The 21,506-nt window shown below is 62.5% G+C and carries 22 protein-coding genes; 10 read left to right on the top strand and 12 right to left on the bottom strand.

Annotation, left to right across the window (positions count from 1 at the left end; translation table 11 throughout):
* Positions 1 to 10 precede the first annotated feature (10 nt).
* Positions 11 to 1,021: a lipid A deacylase LpxR family protein gene (locus V7651_RS07855; RefSeq protein WP_335612991.1), complete on the top strand. Its 1,011-nt coding sequence runs from the start codon at positions 11 to 13 to the stop codon at positions 1,019 to 1,021.
* Here V7651_RS07855 and V7651_RS07860 read toward each other — a convergent pair.
* Complete coding sequence (locus V7651_RS07860) at positions 1,018 to 2,058, bottom strand: NAD(P)-dependent alcohol dehydrogenase (RefSeq protein WP_335612810.1); 1,041 nt, start codon at positions 2,056 to 2,058, stop codon at positions 1,018 to 1,020. The genes V7651_RS07855 and V7651_RS07860 overlap by 4 nt on opposite strands.
* Positions 2,059 to 2,179: 121 nt before the next feature.
* On the opposite strand from V7651_RS07860, the gene V7651_RS07865 reads away from it, so the two are divergent.
* A complete protein-coding gene (locus V7651_RS07865; protein WP_335612811.1) occupies positions 2,180 to 2,731 on the top strand; it encodes a chloramphenicol phosphotransferase CPT family protein in 552 nt (183 codons plus the stop codon).
* A 3-nt stretch (positions 2,732 to 2,734) separates the two neighbouring features.
* Here V7651_RS07865 and alkB read toward each other — a convergent pair whose 3' ends face one another.
* Together alkB and V7651_RS07875 are read right to left on the bottom strand one after the other, a co-directional pair.
* Positions 2,735 to 3,370 carry a DNA oxidative demethylase AlkB gene (alkB, locus tag V7651_RS07870; protein WP_335612812.1) on the bottom strand — a complete coding sequence of 212 codons (636 nt, stop codon included), beginning with the start codon at positions 3,368 to 3,370 and terminating at the stop codon, positions 2,735 to 2,737.
* On the bottom strand, positions 3,370 to 4,062 hold the full coding sequence (locus V7651_RS07875) for a 2OG-Fe(II) oxygenase (RefSeq protein ID WP_335612813.1): 693 nt from the start codon (positions 4,060 to 4,062) through the stop codon (positions 3,370 to 3,372). The genes alkB and V7651_RS07875 overlap by 1 nt, the downstream gene beginning before the upstream one ends.
* 136 nt (positions 4,063 to 4,198) lie before the next feature.
* Here V7651_RS07875 and V7651_RS07880 point away from each other — a divergent pair, with 136 nt between their 5' ends.
* The 3 genes from V7651_RS07880 to V7651_RS07890 all read left to right on the top strand — a co-directional run bounded on the left by V7651_RS07880 (position 4,199) and on the right by V7651_RS07890 (position 5,914).
* Positions 4,199 to 4,663, top strand: a complete 465-nt coding sequence (locus V7651_RS07880; RefSeq protein WP_335612814.1) for an OsmC family protein — start codon at positions 4,199 to 4,201, stop codon at positions 4,661 to 4,663.
* Between the two features lie 113 nt (positions 4,664 to 4,776).
* Positions 4,777 to 5,469 carry a TerC family protein gene (locus V7651_RS07885; protein ID WP_335612815.1) on the top strand — a complete coding sequence of 231 codons (693 nt, stop codon included), beginning with the start codon at positions 4,777 to 4,779 and terminating at the stop codon, positions 5,467 to 5,469.
* A 64-nt stretch (positions 5,470 to 5,533) separates the two neighbouring features.
* Positions 5,534 to 5,914 carry a hypothetical protein gene (locus V7651_RS07890; protein WP_335612816.1) on the top strand — a complete coding sequence of 127 codons (381 nt, stop codon included), beginning with the start codon at positions 5,534 to 5,536 and terminating at the stop codon, positions 5,912 to 5,914.
* Positions 5,915 to 5,925: 11 nt separating this feature from the next.
* Here the strand turns inward: V7651_RS07890 and V7651_RS07895 are convergent, their stop codons facing one another.
* Positions 5,926 to 7,713 (bottom strand): sensor domain-containing protein, encoded by a 1,788-nt coding sequence (locus V7651_RS07895; RefSeq protein ID WP_335612817.1) that lies wholly within the window; start codon positions 7,711 to 7,713, stop codon positions 5,926 to 5,928.
* Between the two features lie 402 nt (positions 7,714 to 8,115).
* Between V7651_RS07895 and V7651_RS07900 the strand changes: the two genes are divergently transcribed.
* Entirely contained in the window at positions 8,116 to 9,144 is a 1,029-nt protein-coding gene (locus V7651_RS07900) for a ribonucleotide-diphosphate reductase subunit beta (RefSeq protein ID WP_335592365.1), read from the top strand.
* A 54-nt stretch (positions 9,145 to 9,198) separates the two neighbouring features.
* Here V7651_RS07900 and V7651_RS07905 read toward each other — a convergent pair whose 3' ends face one another.
* From V7651_RS07905 to V7651_RS07915, 3 genes are all read right to left on the bottom strand, one after another.
* Positions 9,199 to 9,822, bottom strand: coding sequence for an energy transducer TonB (locus tag V7651_RS07905; protein ID WP_335612818.1), 624 nt, complete (start codon positions 9,820 to 9,822; stop codon positions 9,199 to 9,201).
* A 161-nt stretch (positions 9,823 to 9,983) separates the two neighbouring features.
* A complete protein-coding gene (locus V7651_RS07910) occupies positions 9,984 to 11,408 on the bottom strand; it encodes a sensor histidine kinase (protein ID WP_335612819.1) in 1,425 nt (474 codons plus the stop codon).
* Positions 11,409 to 11,625: 217 nt separating this feature from the next.
* Positions 11,626 to 11,976 carry a UrcA family protein gene (locus tag V7651_RS07915; RefSeq protein ID WP_084146129.1) on the bottom strand — a complete coding sequence of 117 codons (351 nt, stop codon included), beginning with the start codon at positions 11,974 to 11,976 and terminating at the stop codon, positions 11,626 to 11,628.
* 721 nt (positions 11,977 to 12,697) lie between these two features.
* Between V7651_RS07915 and V7651_RS07920 the strand changes: the two genes are divergently transcribed.
* The gene (locus tag V7651_RS07920) at positions 12,698 to 13,408 is read left to right on the top strand and encodes a hypothetical protein (protein WP_335612820.1); all 711 of its coding nucleotides are present in this window, start codon (positions 12,698 to 12,700) and stop codon (positions 13,406 to 13,408) included.
* Between the two features lie 161 nt (positions 13,409 to 13,569).
* On the opposite strand, the gene V7651_RS07925 is transcribed toward V7651_RS07920, so the two are convergent.
* Positions 13,570 to 14,214 carry a Pr6Pr family membrane protein gene (locus V7651_RS07925; RefSeq protein ID WP_335612821.1) on the bottom strand — a complete coding sequence of 215 codons (645 nt, stop codon included), beginning with the start codon at positions 14,212 to 14,214 and terminating at the stop codon, positions 13,570 to 13,572.
* A 146-nt stretch (positions 14,215 to 14,360) separates the two neighbouring features.
* Here V7651_RS07925 and V7651_RS07930 point away from each other — a divergent pair, with 146 nt between their 5' ends.
* Complete coding sequence (locus V7651_RS07930) at positions 14,361 to 15,812, top strand: AMP nucleosidase (protein WP_335612822.1); 1,452 nt, start codon at positions 14,361 to 14,363, stop codon at positions 15,810 to 15,812.
* Between the two features lie 58 nt (positions 15,813 to 15,870).
* On the opposite strand, the gene V7651_RS07935 is transcribed toward V7651_RS07930, so the two are convergent.
* From V7651_RS07935 to V7651_RS07945, 3 genes are all read right to left on the bottom strand, one after another.
* Positions 15,871 to 16,239 carry an endonuclease domain-containing protein gene (locus V7651_RS07935; protein WP_335612823.1) on the bottom strand — a complete coding sequence of 123 codons (369 nt, stop codon included), beginning with the start codon at positions 16,237 to 16,239 and terminating at the stop codon, positions 15,871 to 15,873.
* A gap of 90 nt (positions 16,240 to 16,329) precedes the next feature.
* A complete protein-coding gene (locus tag V7651_RS07940) occupies positions 16,330 to 17,208 on the bottom strand; it encodes a hypothetical protein (protein ID WP_335612824.1) in 879 nt (292 codons plus the stop codon).
* Positions 17,209 to 17,340: 132 nt separating this feature from the next.
* Positions 17,341 to 17,907 carry a lipid-binding SYLF domain-containing protein gene (locus V7651_RS07945; protein ID WP_035536083.1) on the bottom strand — a complete coding sequence of 189 codons (567 nt, stop codon included), beginning with the start codon at positions 17,905 to 17,907 and terminating at the stop codon, positions 17,341 to 17,343.
* Between the two features lie 134 nt (positions 17,908 to 18,041).
* Between V7651_RS07945 and V7651_RS07950 the strand changes: the two genes are divergently transcribed.
* Positions 18,042 to 18,821 (top strand): tyrosine-protein phosphatase, encoded by a 780-nt coding sequence (locus tag V7651_RS07950; protein WP_335612825.1) that lies wholly within the window; start codon positions 18,042 to 18,044, stop codon positions 18,819 to 18,821.
* 8 nt (positions 18,822 to 18,829) lie between these two features.
* Here V7651_RS07950 and V7651_RS07955 read toward each other — a convergent pair whose 3' ends face one another.
* Positions 18,830 to 19,561, bottom strand: a complete 732-nt coding sequence (locus tag V7651_RS07955) for a hypothetical protein (protein ID WP_335612826.1) — start codon at positions 19,559 to 19,561, stop codon at positions 18,830 to 18,832.
* Between the two features lie 253 nt (positions 19,562 to 19,814).
* Here V7651_RS07955 and V7651_RS07960 point away from each other — a divergent pair, with 253 nt between their 5' ends.
* Entirely contained in the window at positions 19,815 to 21,506 is a 1,692-nt protein-coding gene (locus V7651_RS07960; protein WP_335612827.1) for a DNA polymerase III subunit gamma/tau, read from the top strand.

Here is a 21,506-nt window from a genome sequence, read left to right on the forward strand (position 1 = left end):
ACCGGTCATGATGTTGACCCACACCTGTTCACGGGTCGCGCTTGTCGCGGCCCTTTTTGTTACGCCCCCGGCTCATGCCCAGGAGGTGAAGAAACCCGCGGTCGTCTCGCTCACTGTCGAGAACGACAAGTTCGGCGGTGGCACGGACCGAAACTACTCCAACGGTTTGCGCATTGAGCGCGTGTCCGGCGCCGACGAAATCTTCCCGGCGCTCGAATGGGTGGCCGACCGCATTCCCTTCCTCGATCTGAAGCGTCAGGAACTGCGCCAGGGCTTTGCCCTCAGCCACGTCATCTTCACGCCCGAGGACAAGACGCTGGCCGTGCCAGACCCGACAGACCGGCCCTATGCCGGCTGGCTCTACGCTTCAGGCACGATCGTCGGCACCAATGGCAACACGCAGGACACGCTGCAGGTCAATCTCGGCATTGTCGGCCCCTCTGCGGGCGGCGAATTCGTCCAGAACAATTTCCACCGCATCATCGGCGTCGCGGAGGCGCAGGGCTGGACCAGCCAGCTGAAGGATGAACCCGGCGTCGAGATCATCGCCCAGCGCCTCTACCGCTTTCCGGGGCCAACCTTGCCGCTCGGCGTCGAAACCGATCTGGGTTTCGACCTTGGCGGTGCGCTCGGCAACGTGCGCACCTATGCGTCCTCGGGCCTGACTGCGCGGATCGGCTGGGACCTCGATTCCAGCTTCGGCCCGCCGCGCATCCGTCCGGCCCTGTCAGGCGCTGGAGAGTTCATCCCCGGCACCGAAGAGAATCCGATGGGTGGCTACTTCTTTGTCGGCGTCGCTGGCCGCGCCGTTGGCCGCGACATGTTCCTTGATGGCAACCTGTTCCGCGACAGCCCCCGCGTCGATGATCGCAAGACCTATGTCGGCGATCTTCAGGCCGGCCTCGCCATCCACTACCGAGACGTCCAGCTCGCCTTCACCTATGTGAACCGCACCGAGGAATTCGACGCGCAGGTCACGCCCCAGCGTTTCGGCGCCTTCTCCATCTCCGTCGCCCGCTAGAGCGTCGCCATATCAATCACGAACCGGTATTTCACGTCGCCTTTGACCACGCGGTCATAGGCGGCGTTGATATCCTTCATCGCGATCACTTCCACGTCGCTGGTCACGCCGTGCTCGGCGCAGAAGTCCAGCATCTCCTGCGTCTCCGCGATGCCGCCAATGCCCGATCCCGCCACGCGCTTGCGTCCGCTCAGCAGCAGGCCGCCATGCATGGGCTCCAGCGGCTCAATCGCGCCCACAATCACCATCGTGCCATTGCGTCCAAGCAGCATGAGATAGGGGTTCAGGTCATGCTTCACCGGCACGGTGTTCAGCAGGAAATCAAAACTTCCCCGCTGCGCCTTCATCGCGTCCCTGTCCGTCGACACCAGGACGTCATGCGCGCCCAGACGCTTGGCATCGGTGCCTTTCTCTTCTGACGTTGTGATCATCACCACTTCGCAGCCCATCGCCACGGCAAACTTCACGCCCATATGGCCGAGGCCGCCCAGCCCGATCACCCCCACCTTGTCACCGGCCTTGACGTTCCAGTGTTTCAGCGGCGACCAGCTGGTGATGCCTGCGCACAGCAGGGGCGCCACTTCCGCCGGGTTCAGCCTATCGGAAACCTTCAGTACGAATTCATCGCGTACCACGATCTGTTTCGAATAGCCGCCATGCGTCTGCCCGCCGATCACCGGCTCGGTGCCGCCATAGGTGCCCGTCGATCCTTTCTCGCAATACTGCTCGTCGCCATCATGACAGGCGCCGCACGTCAGGCAGGCATCCACCAGACAGCCAACACCAACCGTGTCACCCACCTTGTGCTTGCGAACATTTGCGCCAGTCGCGCTCACTGTCCCGACAATCTCGTGTCCCGGAACAATCGGATACTTCGTCCGGCCCCATTCATTGCGCGCCGTGTGGATGTCGCTATGGCACACCCCGCACCAGGTAATGTCGATCAGCACATCATTAGGCTGCAAGTCGCGGCGCGTGATCTCGAGTGGCTCAACCGGTGCTTCCGGGCTCTTCGCAGCATAGGCGGCAACCTGCATCGTCTTCTCCCTTTTTTTTATTGTGCGCGGCCTGCAGGCAGGAGTCGAGAAGGGAAGCGGTTGCCGCAGGGGTATGCGGCCGATAGATGTAGGGCATTCAGTCACTGGTAAAATATTCCCTATGCGGTCAAAGGTCGTCATTCTCAACGGCACCAGCAGTGCAGGCAAGACCACGCTCGCCCGTGCCCTGCAGGCTGTGGCTGAGCAGCCTTTCCTGCATGTGCAGATGGACACCTTTCTTGAGATGATGCCGCTGCGCTATGCGCATCATCCGGAGGGTCTACGGATCCTGCCACTGGAAGGCATCGATCCCCCGGAAGTCATGATCAGGACGGGTCCCTATGCGACCCGTGTCCTGCGCGGCATGCGGCACGCTATTGCTGCCATGGCGAATGAAGGGCTCAATCTCATCGTGGATGATGTCATGCTCGATAAGGAGCAGGACGAGTATCAGGCGCTACTTGCGAGCCATGACGTCACCTTCGTCAAAGTCTACGCCACGCTTGAGGCGAGCGAGCGACGGGAAGTCGCGCGGGGTGATCGCGAGATCGGCCAGGTCCGCTGGCAATACGGGCGCGTGCATGCCCACGTCCGCTACGACCTTGAAGTTGATACGACAGCCAGCACGCCAGAAACCTGCGCCAGATACCTTGCCGACGCGCTCAATCTCTGAGCCTCACCCCGCCTTGCGAAAGGTCAGGCTGATGCGCCGTGCGCCGATCACCGGGTGATCGCCTGCTTTGATCGGCAGCACGCCATGATAGGCAAGGCGCGCCTCCCGCCCGAACACCAGCGCGTCGCCATGCTCCAGCAGCACAGTCTGTTTCGGGCCAGCCCGCTCCGTCCCGCCAATCACGAACCGGCCGGGCAGGCCAAGCGACACAGATACAACCGGCTGGCCAAGGTCCTGCTCATCCCGGTCCTGGTGCGGCGTCAGCCGCGCGCCGACATCATAGCAATTGATCAGGCAGGCATCGGGGGCAAAGTCGGCCGCGCCGAATGCTGTCGCTGCCCGCACGGCAACATCGCGCAAGGCGTCGGGCATGTCCGGCCATGGCCGCCCGCTCAGCGGGTCAACCGCCTGATACCGATAGCCCGCCCGGTCAGACACCCATCCAACCCGTCCGCAATTCGTCATCGACACTGACATGGTCTTTCCCCCCGGAGTCACCAGATGCCGGAACGGCGCCGCCTTCAGCACAGGGTGCAGCGCGGCCCATATAGCGCCCGCATCGGCAAAGCCCGGCAAGTGCAGCACGCCTTCGCCATGCCACATCTCGCCCGGCCGAAGATCGCTCAACAGGTCAGCCATCAGGTCGCCTCATGGAAGATGATGCCCGTGGCAAACCGCGCCCCGCGCGTCAGTGTGCTGACGCCATGCCGCATCTTCACGCGATAGTCGCCCCGCGTGCCTTTCACAGGCCGCTCATTCACCGCGAAGACCACCGCTTCGCCCGCGCGCAGCGGCACGACATGCGCTCGCGACTGCATCCTTGGTCTCTGCTCTGTCATCACAAATTCACCGCCGTCAAAATCATCTTCTTCACTCAACAGGATAACGATCTGGAGCGGAAAAACGATCCCGCCATACAGGTCCTGATGCAGGCAATTATAGTCCCCGGACTTATAGGAGAGGATCAGCGGCGTCGGGCGCGTCTGTCCCGCCGCGCGGCATGTCTCCAGAAAGTCGGCATGCTCGGCCGGATAGCGCATGTCCGTGCGCATCCGCTCAGCCCAGCGATTGGCGATGGCCGCGCAGCCCGGATACAGCGCCTCCCGCAGCGCCGCGATCGCGCCGGGCAGGGGATAGCGGAAATACTTGTATTGCCCCCGCCCGAACCCGTGCCGCGCCATATGCACATGGCTGCGATAGGGCGCGCTCTGGTCATAGGCGCCGATCAGATTTGCTCGCGCATCGGCCTCCAGCAGCACGCCCAGCGAGGCAAAGCCGGTTGCGTCCAGCGCTGCTTCAACATCTGCCCAGTAAATATCTGCGACACGCATGTGGCCTCCTGTCAGTTTCCGGTGCCTGACTAGACCGGCGAAGCGGCAACCGCATTCCGATTCATGCGGCTTGATGCTGGCCGTCGCGGCGGGGTAAACAGCGGCAGCCGCAATGCGCACATTCGGGAGACCTGACATGGGTAAACATACAGCCATCATCAGATGGTCGCGTGGTGAGGGGGACTTCAAGGCCAACAAGCACACACGCGCGCATGAGTGGGAGTTTGACGGCGGCCTGATAGTGCCAGCTTCGGCATCACCTGATATTGTCCCGCTGCCGTATTCAGTCGCGGGCAATGTCGATCCCGAAGAGGCCTTTGTCGCGTCAATCTCCAGCTGCCATATGCTTTTTTACCTCCACAAGGCGCGTGATGCCGGCTTCGTCGTCAACACCTATGAAGACCAGGCCGTTGGTGTGATGGGCAAGAATCCGGCCGGTCGCATGGCGATCACCCGTGTGACCCTGAGCCCGGTCGTCAGCTATGAGGGGCTCGCCCCGTCCGCCGACCAGATTAAAGCCCTGCACCATGAGGCGCACGAACTCTGCTTCATCGCCAATTCGACGACGGCCGAAATTACAACAAACACAGCCCGCTCCTAGAAGCGGAGACCCGTTTCAACAGGTATGGCATTGCCGCCTGAACCGATCACCCCCATCTGAGTAACGAAGCCGACAGCATTTCCAGGTTAACCGGCAAGGAAAGCCTTCCCGCCATGACGCCAGATTTCCTGACGCCGGAACTCATTCAGGCGTTCTTCGCCGTTATCGCAATTGACCTCGTCCTGGCGGGCGACAATGCCGTGGTCATTGGCATGGCCGCCGCCGGCCTGCCAAAGCAGCAGCGCGCCAAGGCCATTCTCATTGGCATCATCGCCGCCACGGTGCTGCGCATCGCCTTTGCGCTCGTTGCAGCCCAGCTCCTCCTGATTGTCGGCCTGCTCTTTGCCGGCGGCATCCTGCTGCTCTGGGTCGCGTGGAAGATGTGGCGCGAGCTTCAGGAACACGCTGCGCACAACACGGCTGAAGCCCTTGCGGCGGAAGACCTTGATGGTGACGGCACGATTGCCGGGCAAAAACCTGCCAAGTCCCTGCGCGCCGCCGTTGTGCAGATCATCCTCGCCGACGTCTCCATGTCGCTCGACAATGTCCTCGGCGTCGCCGGCGCCGCGCGCGAACATCCCTGGGTGCTGGTCTTCGGCCTCACGCTGTCCATCCTGTTGATGGGCCTCGCCTCATCGCTGATCGCGCGCATCCTTGGCAAGCATCGCTGGATCGCCTTTGTCGGACTTGCCGTGATCCTCTATGTGGCATTGCACATGATGTGGCAGGGCGGTCTGGAACTTTGCACCGAGGGCCTGCCCATGCTCGGCGCCCATGTCCCGGCCGCCTGCGCGGCGACACACTAGCGACCTGATAAATCCATCTTGCGGGCCGGTCGGGACAGGCAGATAATAGAACCTGTGCCAGCGCATGCTGGTGTTTTCATGGACAACACATCTCATGGGCCGCTTCCTGAAAGCCCTGGTCATGACGCTCCTCATCATGGAGATCACGACCATTGTCGACCTGACCGCCGTCTGGACACTCCTCGCCGAACTCCACGTCCCGCAGACCTTCGTCAACATTGCCCTGGCCATCTCGGTCGTCGGCCTCGTCGTGCTCACAGCCTTCGTCTTCCGCCGCGCCATGCGTGCCGAGCGTCGTCTCGAATCGGGGCTGGAGACAAGCGATTGGGAAGACGTGTCGCTGACTGTCTCTCAGGCCGTCATGCCGGTGAATGCGACCGCGCCTGGCCAGCCGCGCCCCGTGCTGCCAGCCCACCTGTCGCCGTCATCCCGCCACGCTCACTAGCGCGACAGGTCTCAGGCCACTTTCTCGCGATACTCGCCCAGCCATTCGTTCATTTGCGCATAGGGCAGGGGCGGGGAAAACAGGTATCCCTGCATCAGGTCACATCCGATGGAGGTGATGAAGCTGGACTGCAGCCGGGTCTCGATGCCCTCGGCCACCACGCGAACATCCAGCGCCTTGGCCAGCTCCATGATCGAGATCAGCAGGTTGCCCACCTTGTTGTTCGTGCCGAGTGCGCGCACCAGCGACTGGTCCAGCTTCAGCTTGTCCAGCGGCAGGTCCAGCAAGGCTCGCAGGTTTGAAAACTCTGTGCCGTAATCATCCAGCGCAATCTTCACGCCTGCAGCACTCAGTTGCTCGAGGTTGGCGTGCGCCAGACCAAGATCGCTGACAATGGCTGATTCCAGGATCTCAACGCAAATACTTTGCGGACTGATCTCCATCGCCTTCAGCCTGCCCAGAAACTTCTCTGCGAAATCCTCACAGACGATGTCCTGCGGTGAAATGTTCAGTGAAAGGTAGTTGATCAGGCCATTGTCCAGCCACGGCTTTACCTGCTCCAGGGCCACGGTGCGCAGATGCTTGTCGACGTCACTCGCCATTGCGGCCATGTGGGCGAGTTCAAACAGCTCTGCCGGATCGATCGGCCCCAACTCCTTGTGCGTCCAGCGCGCCAGTGCTTCGACACCGCGAACAGTGCGTTTGCTCGTACAGATGATGGGTTGGTAATAGGGCACTATTTCGCCATTGGCGATGGCCTCGGGCAGGTCCCTCATTATCCGTGTGCGGCGCTTTTCGGCATCATTGAGTTTGTGATCGAAAATCAGAACGCGTCCGCGTCCAGACTGCTTGGCCCGGATCAGGGCAATATCGGCATAGCGCATCAGCTCTTCAGCGTCGGTCGCATCATCGGGATAGACGGCCATACCGGCAGACCCGGAAATACTGATCCTGCGATTACCATCCTTGACCGGACGGAAGGCATATTGGCGCGCCTCTTCGAATCCCTGGCTCAGGGCTTCCAGGCCGATATTCGGCAGTTCTGTCAAAAGCGCGAATTCGTCACCGCCCCAGCGGGCCACGGCGAATACGTCAGGCAGCTCGTTCAGGCGCCTGCCGACGACGGTCAGCACCTTGTCGCCGGACGCATGGCCAAACCGGTCATTGATCTGCTTGAACCGGTCAACATCGATGAACGCGACGCCGAAGGGCTTGCCGCTTTCCTTGGACGCAAGGATGGCTTTTTCGATCTCGGCATCAAAGCCCAGACGGTTCATGAGACCGGTCGTCGCGTCCGTCCGCGCAATCTGCAGCGTACTGGAATGCATGCTTTCAACTGCGGTCAGGCGCTGTTGCAGCTCCTCATGCCGTTCGGACCAGGAGGTTTCCAGATGCTGTTTCTGTTCTGCCGGTTCCCGGCGCAAGGCTTCGGATATCCACGCCCGGTCCGTCGTCGCTGCATCAGATTTGAGTGTGGCGAGAATGATGGCGACCAGGCCGAGCGACCCGTCGGGCAAGGTCAGCGGTATCTTGCGGGTCAGTGCAAAAAGGCCCTCACCGATCTCTTCCTCATTGAGGCTTTCCTCGCCGCCGAATACGCGGCGGTCCTGGGTGCGGAACACCTTGACTTGCTCCATCGGGAAATAGGCAGAATCATCCTTCCCGATATAGTCATCGGTGCCGATAAGTTGCTCGAACGCCGCGTTGCCATAGATCCATTGATGCTTCCCGTTCTTGGCGAAGATCGGATAAGGCAGGGCATCGAAAATCTGCCGAAGATGTTCAAGTGCGGAGATCATGGGGGCGGTCTCTATTGCGTCCCCGCTTGCGTGCGCATTATCGCAAGCCATTCAGGGTCGTAAGAAGGTTGGTCAACAAAACGCATCGGGCGTGTATATATTATATATAATAAACAATAAGCTAATGTGACGTGCGAATGTGTCCTGAGATGCGCATTAGGGTTGTGCGTGCGTCTTCCTGAAAAATGCCCCGCGACCGACGGGGGACTCGCACCGGAATCGGGCGTATAAGAAATTTGGGCGCATTTGCCCGCAAACACGTCGCCAGCGCTTTTCCTGTGTGCAGGCCTGTGGACAAGTGTCGCAATCGTTACCGGAACATCTTGCGTCATTAACCTGAATGAAGCACTATATGTGGTGTATATTACTCCAAACATCGACATGAACACCAAGGAGGCCCCCATGGCTGACGGACACCAGAATTTGCCAGGACTGCTGACACCCAGCTTTGCCTACAAGCCGTTTCGCTACCCGTGGGCCTATGACTTCTGGAAGAAGCAGCAGCAGGTCCACTGGATGCCCGAAGAGGTGCCATTGGGCGAGGACTGCAAGGACTGGGCGGTCAAGCTGTCGGACGGCGAGCGTAACCTGCTGACCCAGATCTTCCGCTTCTTCACGCAGTCCGACGTCGAGGTCGGCGCGAACTACATGACCAATTACATGCCGCTCTTCAAGCCGACCGAAGTGTCGATGATGCTGGCCTCCTTCTCCAACATGGAGACGATCCACATCGCGGCTTATGCGCTGCTGCTGGAAACCATCGGCATGCCCGATTCCGAATTCTCCGCCTTCATGGAATATCAGGAGATGTCGGCGAAGCATGACTATCTCGGCCAGTTCGGCTGCGAGACCAATGAAGACATCGCCGTCTCCATGGCCGTCTTCGGCGCCTTCACCGAAGGCCTCCAGCTCTTCGCCAGCTTTGCCATGCTGATGAACTTCCCGCGCTTCAACAAGATGAAGGGCATGGGCCAGATCGTCACCTGGTCGATCCGCGACGAGTCGCTCCACTGCGAAGGCATGATCAAGCTCTTCCACGCCTTCTGCGCGGAAACCGGCGTGATGACCGATGCGCTTCGCGAGAAGATCCGCGACAATTGCCGCACTGTGGTCGCGCTGGAAGACAAGTTCATCGAACTCGCCTTCGAAGCCGGCGAGATCGAAGGCATGACGCCCGACGATATCAAGCAATACATCCGCTATATCGCCGACTGGCGCCTCGGCCAGCTGAAGCTCGAGCCGATCTACGGCATCGACAAGCACCCGCTGCCCTGGCTCTCGGAAATCCTCAACGGGGTCGAGCACGCCAACTTCTTCGAACAGCGCGCCACCGAATATTCCAAAGGCGCCACCCGCGGCGACTGGCACGGCGAAGACGGCGTCTGGACCAATTTCGACAAACGCAAACCCGCCTCCGTCCCGGCGGAATAGTCCCTTCATCCTCCCCCGCTTGCGGGGGAGGTGCCTGCGCAGCAGGTGAAGCGGTCACTCACCCAGCTTGAAATTCAGCGGATATTCCAGCCCCGTCACCGTCACGAACTGGCCGTCGACGAGTTGCGGCGCGAACTCCGCTTTCGAGACCGAGCTTTCCGCTTCGCTGACGAAGACAGGGTCGCTACACGTGGCCGAGACGCGGAACGGCTTGCCACGCGGGTCGATGCTGAAGGCCACATTGCATGTCCCCGAAATGCCCCGCTCGGCGGCCCGGCGCGGATAGACAGGCAAAGGCGGACGCACCACCTGATACCCACGCGATGATACGACAACCGGCTTGATCGTCGGCATCTGCACATGTGTCCACAGGCCCTCCGGCACGGCGCCGGCCACGACAGGGGTCGGCAGGAAAATGTCAGTCTGCGTCGCTGATGCGCGCGGCGGTGGCGGCGGCTGTGTGGCCGCATCCAGCGGTGTTGGCTTCGTGCGCTTGGTCATCGGCGCATCCGGGTCCGGCCGCTGCGGCGTGATCGCATCCAGCACGCGCGAGGCCACCGGAACAATGCTGATCTCCTTCACGTCGATCAGCGAATTCATCAAAAGGAACAGGCCATAGGCAACCGGCAGGGCCATCAGGGCGGCGGCGGGTGTGCGAGTTGCGGTCGAGTTCAGCATGCGTGTTTCCTCCGGTTTTGCCGGGCCGGTCATCCGGTCCCGTGTCAATTAATGTAATGTAATATTGTTACAAATACGGCGCACGTCAATCGAAATCTGGGCCGGGCCCTCGAAAGGCCGCCCGGTTTGCATCGACATTTATGAAATCGCTGGCGGCCGGATCAGTCCGCTTCGAGACCAACGCGCATGTAAACCTGCACGCCGCCGGGCAGGTAGTCCGTCTTCGCGAAAGATCCGTCCCCCTTGCCGAGCAGGCTCATGATCAGCTTGCTGCCAAATCCCGTCCGCTCCGGCGTCGAGACGGCCGGCCCGCCCACTTCTTCCCAGCGGATGTCGACAAAGTCGTGCCCGTCTTCGCGCACGCGCTCCCAGGCAATCCGCACCTTGCCCTCCGCCACGCTCAGCGCGCCATACTTGCTGGCATTCGTCGCCAGTTCGTGCAGTACCAGGACCAGTGCCCGCGCGCGCTCCGCCGTCAGCTGCACCTGCTCGCCCGATACCTCCAGGCAATCGCCCGTGTCCGGAACATAGGGGGTCACCTGGCTTTCGATCAGGTCGCGCAGGCGCGCCGGCGTGCTGGTGCCATCCACGATGATCGAGTGCACCGAAGAAATCGCCCCGACGCGCCCCGAAAACTTCTCCCGGAAATCGTCCAGGTCCTCCGACGAGCGCAGCGTCTGGTTCATGATCGACGTGACCAGCGACAGCGTGTTCTTCACGCGGTGGTTCATCTCGCGCACATGCAGCGCCGATTGCTCCTCACGCATCTTGTCCTCGGTCCGGTCAAACACGACCCCGCGCTGGTAGAGCGGCGCCCGCTCGCCCTTTTGCACGCCGAACTCGGTTTTCCCGCGCACGCCGATCCAGCGGAATTCGCCGTCGGCGCCCTTGATGCGGTGGTCGGCCTTGTATTCGCCGTCGCCGTCGGGATCCATCGAGCGCTGGATCGCCGCCATCACCTCTTCATAGTCATCGGGATGGATCGACTCGAAGATCTCCTGCTCACCAAGCTGAGCGCCCTCGACGTCGGCGCCGAACAGCATCACCGCGCGCCGGTCCCAGCTTGATGTATTGCTGATGAAGTCAGACTGGAAGATGCCGAGGTTGGCCGCCTCGACAGCCGTGGCCAGATTCGTCTGTGCCACCATCAGCTCGTCCATGATGGCGCGTTCCTCGGTCACGTCCCGCACCACGCCGCAGGTCAACACCGCGCGGCGCTCGTCGCCAGTGGTTTCAAACTCGGTGCGTCCGTTCACGGCGACCCAGCGCACGCTGCCATCCTGCATCAGCGTGCGGTGCTCGACCGTATAAGTCCCGCTGCCGTTCGGGTTCAGCGCCTCGCTGGCGGCCCGCGCCACCCAAGCCCGGTCTTCTTCATGAGCCAGCTGGATCATAATGTCGGCGGGTTGCGCGCTGTCGAGATGTGGCACGCCGAACAGCTCGCGCGTGCGGGCATCCAGGCTCATCTGGCCGCTGGCGGCATCATAAAGGAATACGCCGTAACCGGCCGCGTTGAGCGCCTGCTGCAGCATGCGTGGATCATTTGCGGCAGAGGGGCGCGCGCCGTCTCCGTGTTTGAAAATCATCCCGTATCCATTGTCCGCCGGAAGGGCCCGTCCAGTCACCAAAGCAAACAAGGCGACGCTTTCACGTCGCCCTGCACCAAAGCGTGAACATACATGGTTCGCGCGCTTTGTCCTTCAGATTTTGTAACAGGACTCACCTTTCACCAATGAGGTGAAGTGAGGGGCCGCCCGTGGCCGTGGGCGACCCCTCCAACGCACAAGACCGGGAGGAAATGGCCTAGCGTTGTTCCGCGTCGGCGAGGATCATCACGGTCTGCTGGGCAAATTCGTCAGCCGTTTCACGGCCTTCCAGCGCCTGCTGTTCGTTGATCTTGGAAACGGCGGCCGACACGATGTCGTTGACACAGCTGCGATCTGTGTAATTGCCGCCGAAGACGGGAACATAGCTGGTGCAGGCTTTCTTGGCCTGCGCCTTGATCGAAGCCATCACGACAGGTGCGCCGGCATCAAGCGCCAGCAGGTCCTTGTCGTACTGGATTTCGACAGTGATGGGTGTTTGCGCTTCAGCAAAAGCGACTGGCGAGAGGATCACGGCAGCGGCCATGATAGATGCAATTGGTTTCAACATGGGTTTAGCCCTTTAAGAAGTTAGCGCCGGAAAATTCCGGCAGGAAACTCCCCCCGCAACTGAGTCTTATGATCGCTACTCCCCGTAATGCGCTGAGGCGCGCACTGGCCAACTGGGAGCAGCCAACTCATGCTGCACTGCAATAATGTTCTCGCAGACGCAGCAACGCAACGATTGAAACGCGAATTTTATGTCAAACGCTGCGTCTGTTCTGCCAGCGCCTGTTTAGCGGGCGCGCCTGCCTAAACCTTCATCTGAAATGGCGCTTCGAATCCCGAATTCTGGAGGTCTGGCATGCATATTTGCATGATAACTCGCGCCTTTTGTTAGCTTACGTTGCGGAAGATTCCCATGTAAATAGTATTAAAACAATGTACTGGAGGTATTTGAGCCGATTCCGGTCAGAATTCCGCAAGTTCATCCGGCGCCTGTCCACGGTCATGGTGCGGCATAACAGGGCAGGGGTGAATCGCCGGCCAGCGCCGCGATCTGCACGGCTTCCTGCAGGTGCCAGACATTGCCCGCGGCCCTATCGGGGGTGGACCGGGCATCCGGCATATGGCCCGCGAAATGCTGCGCCGGACGCAACCAGTGATTCGCGCGCGGGCCGTCCGCCTATCCCACACTTCGCTCTGCCGCCGATCCAGCACGCACCGGCCATTCCGGCTCTTTTGCCCCTCCGCTTTCCGCCCCCTCGCCAGCTCGTGGCATGATCGGCGCCATGTTCAACCTCTCTGACTCCCTCCGTAGTCTCCTCATCGTCTCCTGGCGGCGGGCGGATTATCATGCCCATGAACTTGTGGGCAGTCTGCGCCTCGGGCTCACGCTGTGCCGCCCGTTCCTCAAGCGGGCTGAATGCGCCGTCCTGCGCGCCCGCCTCGTGCGGCTCGAAATGCTCACGCGCCGCCTGCTTGTCCTGATGGTGCTGGAACAGCCCCTGCCGGAACGCGTTGTGCGCAGCTCACGTCAGGGCGGGGCGCCCACCCGCAAGCCCGCCCGGCCCGCGCGCCGCCCACTCTTCACGCGTCCCGTCTTCCGCCTGTCCGATCCCTGCCCACGCCCCGGCGCCGCGCGTCCGCAACCGCCCCGGCGCGCCGCTGCCTTACGCCCGCGCATGCTTTATCTCGACCAGCCCCTGCCACCACCCGAGCCCGGCGAATATCCGCCCCGTCCGGACGACCTCATTCCCGCCCAGACGCTCGTGCGCCGCGCTGTCGCCCTGCGCGATGTCTATGCCGATCCCGCCCGCCACATTGCCCGCATGACACGGCGCCTCGCGCACGACCTGCGTGCGCCGGAGCCCGCGCCCATTCTCGCCGAAGACCTGCCACCCGTGGTGCGCAGTCCCCGTCAGGACACGCACGAACGCGCCGCTATTCTGGAGCTTCATGATATTGCGTTGAAAGCCGTCGCGCACGCCGATACGTCCTGAACCGAAGGCTCTCCACAGCGCAAAATCGACCGGGCAGGCACCACCTGCACCGGTCGCCTGTGCTGCAACGCCCACGCCGATTTCGGATTACATGGACGGCTCACTCGGCATCGGAACGGCGGGCTCCAGCGCGGTCCCGTCACCAGGATCGCACTGACGCCTCACTTGGCCGGCATGGCCCCCATGGGGCCATGCGGCAGCCTGCGCGCCGCCACAACCATGACGCATCCGGCGATCCCCATGCCGAGGATCATGCCAGCCACATTCATCAGCGATGCGGTCCAGCCAATCTCGGCCACATTGAGGAACCCATAGGGATAGATGCCGGTCAGCTGCCCGCGCAGCAGAACGAGCACGGCATAAACGGCCGGGAAGGTCATCCAGCCCGGAATCTGCAACAGGCGCAGCCCGTCCTTGCGCGAGATCAGCAGCCAGTTGCACAGCATCAGGACCGGCGTCACATAATGCAGGATGAAATTGGATACCTTGGCCCAGCCATAAGGCGTCCAGATATCGCGCAGCATGAAGTGATAAACCAGCGCCACCAGCAGGATGTAGAGCGTGATGGCAGTGCGCACGCCCGGCTTCGAAAAGAATTTCCCCGGCCCGCTTTCAGGTGCCAGCGCGCTCCAGCCCATGGCCAGAGCGACCAGCACATTCGTATCCAGCGTAAAATAGCTTAAATATTCGACGAGCGTTCCGGCCAGCCCACCCGGGTTTGGCGGGGCCAGCGACAGGATCATTTCCAGCCCGGCCCCCGCTGCGGCCGACAGGGCCACAACTCCGTCCAACAGGCGTGTACGCATTATCCCCTCCCAAGGTTGCGACTGAAACTATTCCGTTTTTCAGGCGCGCCAAGCCATTGCAACCATCAAGGGAAGTCGGCAATCCGTAATTCGCCGTAACAAGCAGCGGCAATTGACGAGTCCATTCATTTCCGGCATCTGGGCACATGACGAAACTCACCACACCTGCAGCGGTCGTTGACGCGCTGGACAAGCTTTACAGCGAAGCCGTCGAGGCGCTTTCCGGCGCGCTCGATCTTTACCTCCACAAGGGCACGCCGCCCGAGGCCAATCTCCGCGATAGCGGCGCCTTCTGCTATCCGCAGATCCGGCTCACCTATGATCCGGATGGCCCGCCGCCGCCCATCTCCCGCGCCTTCGGTAAGATGTCCGAAGCCGGCACCTATATTTCCAGCTTCACACGGCCGGATTTCTTCCGCCCCTACCTGATCGAACAGCTTACGCCTCTGATGCGCGACTATGACATCGAAGTCGTCGTCGAGCGCTCGTCGCAGGAAATCCCCTATGCCTATGTCTGGGAACAGGGACAGGCCGAGGGCCTTGAGGAAATCTCGCCCGCCGAACTCGCCCGCTGGTTCCCCAGCCCGCAACTGGCAGACATTGGCGACGAAGTGGCCGATGGCGAGCTTTACGAGCCCTACGAGACCCACCCGCTGGCCCTGTTCGACGGGCCGCGCGTCGATCTCTCGCTGAAGCGCCTCCAGCACTATACCGGCACGCCGGTCGAGCACTTCCAGCACTATGTTCTCTTCACGAACTATCACCGCTATGTCGATGCCTTCTGCGACTGGGCGCTGACCCAGATCGGCACGGACAGTCACTACACCTCGCTCTCCGTCCCCGGCGGGCTGGAAGTGTCGGATGTTGCCGAGGCGTCGCGCGCCGACATCGACGCGGCCCCGTGGCGCCGCTACCAGATGCCGGCCTATCACCTGCGCGCGCCCAACGGGGCAGGGATCACGCTGGTGAATATCGGCGTCGGCCCGTCCAACGCCAAGACGATCACGGACCATCTCGCCGTCCTGCGCCCGCAGGTCTGGCTCATGGTCGGCCACTGCGGCGGCCTGCGCCACAGCCAGTCCATCGGCGACTATGTGCTCGCCCACGCCTACCTGCGCGAAGACCATGTGCTCGACGCCGTGCTGCCGCCCGAAATCCCGGTCCCGGCCCTTGCCGAAGTCCAGGTCGCGCTGCAGGAAGCCGCCGCCCGCGTCACCGGCGAAACCGGCGATGCCCTGAAGCGTCGCCTGCGCACGGGCACGGTTGTCACCACGGATGACCGCAACTGGGAACTGCGCTTCACCGCTAGCGCCCGGCGCTTCAACAAGTCCCGCGCCATCGCCATCGACATGGAAAGCGCCACGATTGCCGCCAATGGCTATCGCCTCCGCGTGCCCTATGGCGTGCTGCTCTGCGTCTCCGACAAGCCGCTCCACGGCGAGATCAAGCTGCCCGGCGCGGCCAACCGATTCTACGAACGCGCCATCGGCGAACACATCCGCATCGGCATCGAAACCCTCGAAATGCTCGCCGCCGACAAGGGCGCCAAACTGCACAGCCGCAAACTCCGCGCTTTCGACGAACCGCCGTTCCGGTAGACCCTCACCTCCCACGCCCTGACGGGCGCGGGCCCCTCCTCTCCCAAAGGGAGAGGGGTTACGTCGAGCCGTCGCGTGTTCTGGAAATGTGAATGAGGGTGAGCTGGATCGTATCCAGAACCCCGTCGATATTTTCCAGCAGATCGCTATTCCAGATACGAACTACCTGCCAATCCTGACTCTCGAGGAAAGCCGTCCGCCTGGCATCATGTGCCTGCTGGTCCGGATTGCCATGCGTATCCCCATCAAGTTCAATAATGAGCTTCGCCTCTTCGCATGCGAAGTCAGCAAAATAGGGACCAATCGGATGCTGCCGCCGGAACTTCCAACCACCGAGGTGTCGGTTCCGCAATTTTGACCATAGCAAACGCTCCGGAAAACTTCCGTCCCGGCGTAATTTGCGAGCTCGATCCCTCGTTTCCTTCATGCCGCAAATCCACATCCGCGACGGCGCCGGGTCAACCCCTCTCCCTCCGGGAGAGGAGGGGCCCATTGCGCAGCAATGGGAGGTGAGGGTCTAAGCCGCCACGGCCTGCGGCGTCACAATCGCTTTCGCCTCGTCCGACAGCAGCGCGATCAGCTCCGGCTCGCCGAGAGTCTGCAGGTAGCCGACAAAGCCGCGTCCGCTGCCTTCCTTCGCGCCGGTCACCACGATCCGGTCGACCAGCGCCACGAAATCATCAAGGTCGTCCTTGAAGAAGATGTCGCGCATGAAGGGGTATCGTCCCTTGTAGCAGCCGATCACGACCCATCGCCAGAACAGCAGCACGTCGCGGTCATGCAGGACGCCGGTCTCGATGGCCCGCATGATCCGCCGGATCCAGCCGAGATAGCGCTGCAGGGCCGAGACGCTGACCTCGGCCTTCTGGCTGACCACGGTGGACGTGTCGACAAAGGCAACCGTGCGTTCGCCCTCCCGGTATTTCCAGTAACGGTCCGATCCGGCGCGCCATTGCGTGTTGCGGTCCATCACGCTGATCAGGCGGACACGTGCCGGCTTGCCGTCAGCGGTGAAATCCACGACGCCTTCGGATTCCAGCACCTGGAGGATCTGCTCGTCGAGGTCCGTTGTCAGTTGCAGGCGTGCCATGGACAGCTGCTGGTCGGTCTGTTTCTGCTGGTTCCGCATCACGACGAGATAGGCAAAGGACGCGACCCAGGCCGTGCCAAGCGCCGTGATGCCATAATTCAGGATGGAGAAGGAAATCTGCTCGCGCGAATCCGGCTCGAACGAGGCCATGGCGGCCACGCGCCTGTCGGGCCAGGTCAGCTCCAGAAAGGCATGGAACAGGTCATTGGTCAGGCCGCTGAGGACAGCCGCTCCCAGCACGATGAAGATGAAGGTGATGAGCGCCAAAAGGCCGATGGCCATCCAGCGAAGAATCCATTCGGGCATGTCGGTCCCCTTTTCGTCTCCGTCCCGTTTCCACAGGGCGAAGTTTCAGGCGAAAATTTGCCGGAGACAACCCGGAATCGAAACGGGCGCCTCCAAAGGAAGCGCCCGTCATTCAGGTCAAAAGCCTAAAGCCTATTTCGCGTCGAGCTTCGTGATCTTCGTGCCTTCGATGGAGATGCCGGCCATCAGGCCCTTCTGGTCGAAGATGAACGCATAGGCGTCTTCCTTCAGCGTCGAGGTCGAGAGGTTCTCGGCAACACCGGCATTCACCAGAACGACCGTTGGGCCGACGCCGATTTCCCAGCCGTCCGAATCTTCAACATATTTCACGGCATCGTCATTCATCAGGAAGACGGCATAGCCATATTGCTGCGCGCCGGCCTGAAGGCCCCACGAACCGGTGAACGTGCTGTAATAGTCCTGCACGACGCCGCTCTTGCGCATTTCGCCTTCACCATAAGCGCCGCCAACGCCGAGACCGGCTTTGACGATCGACGGGAAGATCAGCACGGCGCGCGATTTCGCAGCGATTGCCTTGGCGGCCGAATTGTCAGCGGTCAGGCGGTTCAGAGCCTGTGTGCTCTGGGAATCGATATCAGCGCGGCTGACTTCGTCCGGCATGCTTGTGCATGCGGTTGTCAGGACGGGCGCGCCAACCACGAGGCAGGCAGCGAGTAGGGCAGAACGGAACTTTGTCATTGAGGTATCTCCTTCATCGGCAGATATGCCGTAGGCCCTCACTACGCGGAAGACTGGCCCTGGTTCCCGGTCATTCACAGCTGACGCAAGGTCCTGTCTGGACGGGGTGGGTATCGCGCGCTAGCTGGTTAGCCATGAAAACCCGCATCTATCCGCTTGAAGGCGTCCGCAATTTCCGTGATTTCGGTGGCTACGCCTCCCGCTACGGGGGCGCGGTGAAACCCGGCCTCCTGTTCCGCTCCGGCCATTATGCCGAGGCTTCCGAGGCCGATATCGAGGCCGTAGAGGCGCTCGGCATCGCCCTGCAGGCAGACTTGCGCCGCCCTGACGAGCGCGAGAAACAGCCCGGCCGCTGGTCGGCTCCCGCCACGATCACCCATGATGGCGGCCGTGAGGTGGATGCCCCCCACACGCGCTTCCTGCAGGAAGTCGAAGTCAATGCCGAGGCCGCCGATGGCTGGATGAACACCTATTACCAGCTGGCCCCCTACAAGGCCCACCATACCGAGATGTTTGCCGACTGGTTCCGCCAACTGGCTGCCCTGGATGGCGATCAGGCGGGCCTCGTCAACTGCGCCGCCGGCAAGGACCGCACGGGCATCCTCTGCGCCCTCACGCATCATGTGCTGGGTGTCAGCGAGGCAGACATCCGCGAGGATTACGAGCTGACCAACAAGGCCGTGAATGTCTCGCTCTTCCTTCCGGAAGCGGCAAAGTATTTCAACGACATGCTGGGCAAGCGCCATGACGCGGAAGTCTACCGCCCCTTCCTCGGCGTGCGCCTGCGCTATCTCGAAACAGCCCTCGCCACGATGACCGCCGAATCCGGCTCCCTCGACGCCTACCTTGCCGACACGCTCGGCGTGGACGACGCCATGCAGCAGGCGATTCGGGATCGACTGATCGCGCGCTAGGGCTGAGCCTACTGGCCGTGCGCGCGGCGGATGTCGTCTTCCCAGTCCATCGTGCCGCCGCGCATCAAGCGGTCATGCTGGATATCCGCCTCGCTCTTGCGGTCGACAAATATCGAATTGTCGATCCCGCCCGGCAGCATTTTGGGAATAGGCTTGTCATGCTCGACATACCATTCCAGCAGATTGTCATAGCCACCTGTCCGCGCCAGCTTTTCGCCATACAGCGCCTGTAGCCGTTTCTCTTCCGGCGTGGCCAGCCTGAACCAGGGCTCCCGGTCAAACGGATCAGGCGTGGGCTCCGGCGGGCAGTCTGCGGCCTCGCGCTCCTCCGGGCTCATGCGTCCGCAAAACATCATCGCCAAAGCTGTCTGTACGGCGGGGTCTACGCCCGGCCCCTCGGGCACATTGCCGGTTTCCGCGCTGCCGGGGGCGGTCTCCTCCGGCAGGATCAGCGTCTCGCCCGGCGTATCGTCAGGCGCGGCGGCGGGTGGTGCGCGCGTCGCCTGTGTCTCCAGCTTGGGCAGGGCGCGGCGGGCAGGGACTGTCTCGACGGGCGCGGGCGGGGCAGGGGCTGGCGGCGGGGGTGTCTCGGGAGGCGGCTCGACGATCAGGTCGACAATCAGCGGCACCGTCGCAACCGGCGGGCGCGGGCGCCAGGGATTGACCAGCAGCACGGCGCCCAGCACCAGCGCATGCAGCCCGGCCGACAGCAGGCCTTTCGCCCAGAGCGACCCTGCCATGGCCTCCGCCAGCCTCTGCGCATGTCTCATCCCACCCATGATTGCAGGCATAGCAGCAAGCCAATCCCGGCTTGAGTTACGAATTCGATAGGTAGTGCCGCCCTCGCAAAGCGCTCATCCTGAGCGAAGTCGAAGGACGGGCGCGGGCGGATGCCGGATTCTCCGCCTCCCGGCGCATCCTTCGACTTCGCTCAGGATGAGCCTTGCTTTGTTTCCTTGCCCCCGCGCCTGCGAAGCCGCTAATGTCCCCGCGATGAGCGAATCTGATACCCCCGAGCGCGACGACCAGACCTTCTCCATGTTCGGAGAGGAAGAGGCTGGCGCGAAGCCCAAGGCCTATCAGGTTCTCGCGCGCAAATACCGCCCGCGCCTCTTCACCGACCTGATCGGCCAGGAGGCCATGGTCCGCACGCTCTCGAACGCGTTCGAGACGGGCCGCATCGCCCATGCCTTCATGCTCACCGGCGTGCGCGGCGTCGGCAAGACGACCACGGCGCGCCTGCTCGCCCGCGGCCTCAACTACACACGCGAGGGCCACGACGCGCCCTCCATTCATCTCGACCCGCCCGGCGACCATTGCGAAGCCATCATGGCCAGCCGCCACCCGGACGTGCTGGAACTCGATGCCGCCTCCCGCACAGGCGTCGCCGACATGCGCGACCTGCTGGACGGCGCCCGTTACGCGCCCGTTTCGGCGCGCTATAAAGTCTACATCATCGACGAAGTTCACATGCTGTCGACAGCCGCGTTCAATGCGCTGCTGAAGACGCTGGAAGAGCCGCCGCCGCATGTGAAATTCATCTTCGCGACCACGGAAATCCGCAAGGTGCCGGTCACGGTCCTGTCGCGCTGCCAGCGGTTTGACCTGAAGCGGCTCGACTCGGTCGAACTTGCCGCTCACCTGAAACGCATTGCCGAGCGCGAAGGCGCCAAGGTCTCCGAAGAAGGCCTCGCCCTCATTTCCCGCGCCGCCGAAGGCTCGGTGCGCGATGCGCTCTCCATTCTCGATCAGGCCATCGTCCAGACCATGGATGGCGGCGAGGTCACCGGCCCCGCCGTGCGCGACATGCTGGGCCTCGGCGATCGGGGCCGCCTGCTCGATGCGTTCAGCTTTGCCATCAATGGCGACGCCAAGGCTGCCCTGACCGAGATCAAGGACCAGGTCCATGCCGGGGCTGACCCGTCGGTCATCCTGAAGGACCTGATGGACATTGCCGCCGACGTTGCCGTCGCGCAGGCCACTGGCGGTGATTTCGATCCCGGCGGCCCGGCCGACTGGGCCGCCCGAACGCAGGCGCTCGCGCAGAAGCTGACACCGGCGCAGGCCTCGCGCTGCTGGCAGATCCTGCTCTCCGGCTTCAATGATTTGCAGACCGCGCCCGACACGGCGACGGCACTGAACATGGTGCTGCTGCGCCTGACAGCCGCCTGCAGCCTGCCATCTCCGGAAGAGGCCGCGCGCCTCCTCGCCAGCGGAGGCACAGATTCGCCGGGAAAGTCTGACGCCCCCCCTGAGGCGCCGCACCACCCCGGCGGCATCACAAGTTTTGCCGATATTATCGCCTGCCTTGATGAATTGCGCGAAGTGAACCTGCAGGTCGAGCTGGAGAAATACGTCCGCCCCGGCAAGATTACGCCCGGCCTGCTGCAGTGCGAACTGGAGCCCGGCGCCCCGGCCGACCTGCTGGCCCGCCTGAAGAAATTCCTCGAGAACGAAACCGACATGGACTGGGTGGTCGAGCGCGTCTCCGGCGGCGGCGAAACCGTGCGCCAGACCGAGATCCGCACCCGCGAGGAGCGCTTCGCCTCCGCCGCTGCCCATCCGGCCGTCGCCGAGGCGCTGGCCAGCCTGCCGGGCGCAGTCATTGTGGATGTGATCGAGCCCGAACCGCTTGAATCCGGGCCTGCGGGTGACAATGTCATCCAGCTCGCCGCCCGGCGCTAA

It is taken from the genome of Hyphomonas oceanitis, assembly GCF_036964545.1.
Classification (GTDB): domain Bacteria; phylum Pseudomonadota; class Alphaproteobacteria; order Caulobacterales; family Hyphomonadaceae; genus Hyphomonas; species Hyphomonas oceanitis.

Coding starts and splice junctions, on each gene's coding strand:
- V7651_RS07855 (WP_335612991.1), top strand. CDS start 11: ATGTTGACCCACACCTGTTCACGGGTCGCGCTTGTCGCGGCCCTTTTT.
- V7651_RS07860 (WP_335612810.1), bottom strand. CDS start 2,058: ATGCAGGTTGCCGCCTATGCTGCGAAGAGCCCGGAAGCACCGGTTGAG.
- V7651_RS07865 (WP_335612811.1), top strand. CDS start 2,180: ATGCGGTCAAAGGTCGTCATTCTCAACGGCACCAGCAGTGCAGGCAAG.
- alkB (WP_335612812.1), bottom strand. CDS start 3,370: ATGGCTGACCTGTTGAGCGATCTTCGGCCGGGCGAGATGTGGCATGGC.
- V7651_RS07875 (WP_335612813.1), bottom strand. CDS start 4,062: ATGCGTGTCGCAGATATTTACTGGGCAGATGTTGAAGCAGCGCTGGAC.
- V7651_RS07880 (WP_335612814.1), top strand. CDS start 4,199: ATGGGTAAACATACAGCCATCATCAGATGGTCGCGTGGTGAGGGGGAC.
- V7651_RS07885 (WP_335612815.1), top strand. CDS start 4,777: ATGACGCCAGATTTCCTGACGCCGGAACTCATTCAGGCGTTCTTCGCC.
- V7651_RS07890 (WP_335612816.1), top strand. CDS start 5,534: ATGCTGGTGTTTTCATGGACAACACATCTCATGGGCCGCTTCCTGAAA.
- V7651_RS07895 (WP_335612817.1), bottom strand. CDS start 7,713: ATGATCTCCGCACTTGAACATCTTCGGCAGATTTTCGATGCCCTGCCT.
- V7651_RS07900 (WP_335592365.1), top strand. CDS start 8,116: ATGGCTGACGGACACCAGAATTTGCCAGGACTGCTGACACCCAGCTTT.
- V7651_RS07905 (WP_335612818.1), bottom strand. CDS start 9,822: ATGCTGAACTCGACCGCAACTCGCACACCCGCCGCCGCCCTGATGGCC.
- V7651_RS07910 (WP_335612819.1), bottom strand. CDS start 11,408: ATGATTTTCAAACACGGAGACGGCGCGCGCCCCTCTGCCGCAAATGAT.
- V7651_RS07915 (WP_084146129.1), bottom strand. CDS start 11,976: ATGTTGAAACCAATTGCATCTATCATGGCCGCTGCCGTGATCCTCTCG.
- V7651_RS07920 (WP_335612820.1), top strand. CDS start 12,698: ATGTTCAACCTCTCTGACTCCCTCCGTAGTCTCCTCATCGTCTCCTGG.
- V7651_RS07925 (WP_335612821.1), bottom strand. CDS start 14,214: ATGCGTACACGCCTGTTGGACGGAGTTGTGGCCCTGTCGGCCGCAGCG.
- V7651_RS07930 (WP_335612822.1), top strand. CDS start 14,361: ATGACGAAACTCACCACACCTGCAGCGGTCGTTGACGCGCTGGACAAG.
- V7651_RS07935 (WP_335612823.1), bottom strand. CDS start 16,239: ATGAAGGAAACGAGGGATCGAGCTCGCAAATTACGCCGGGACGGAAGT.
- V7651_RS07940 (WP_335612824.1), bottom strand. CDS start 17,208: ATGCCCGAATGGATTCTTCGCTGGATGGCCATCGGCCTTTTGGCGCTC.
- V7651_RS07945 (WP_035536083.1), bottom strand. CDS start 17,907: ATGACAAAGTTCCGTTCTGCCCTACTCGCTGCCTGCCTCGTGGTTGGC.
- V7651_RS07950 (WP_335612825.1), top strand. CDS start 18,042: ATGAAAACCCGCATCTATCCGCTTGAAGGCGTCCGCAATTTCCGTGAT.
- V7651_RS07955 (WP_335612826.1), bottom strand. CDS start 19,561: ATGGCAGGGTCGCTCTGGGCGAAAGGCCTGCTGTCGGCCGGGCTGCAT.
- V7651_RS07960 (WP_335612827.1), top strand. CDS start 19,815: ATGAGCGAATCTGATACCCCCGAGCGCGACGACCAGACCTTCTCCATG.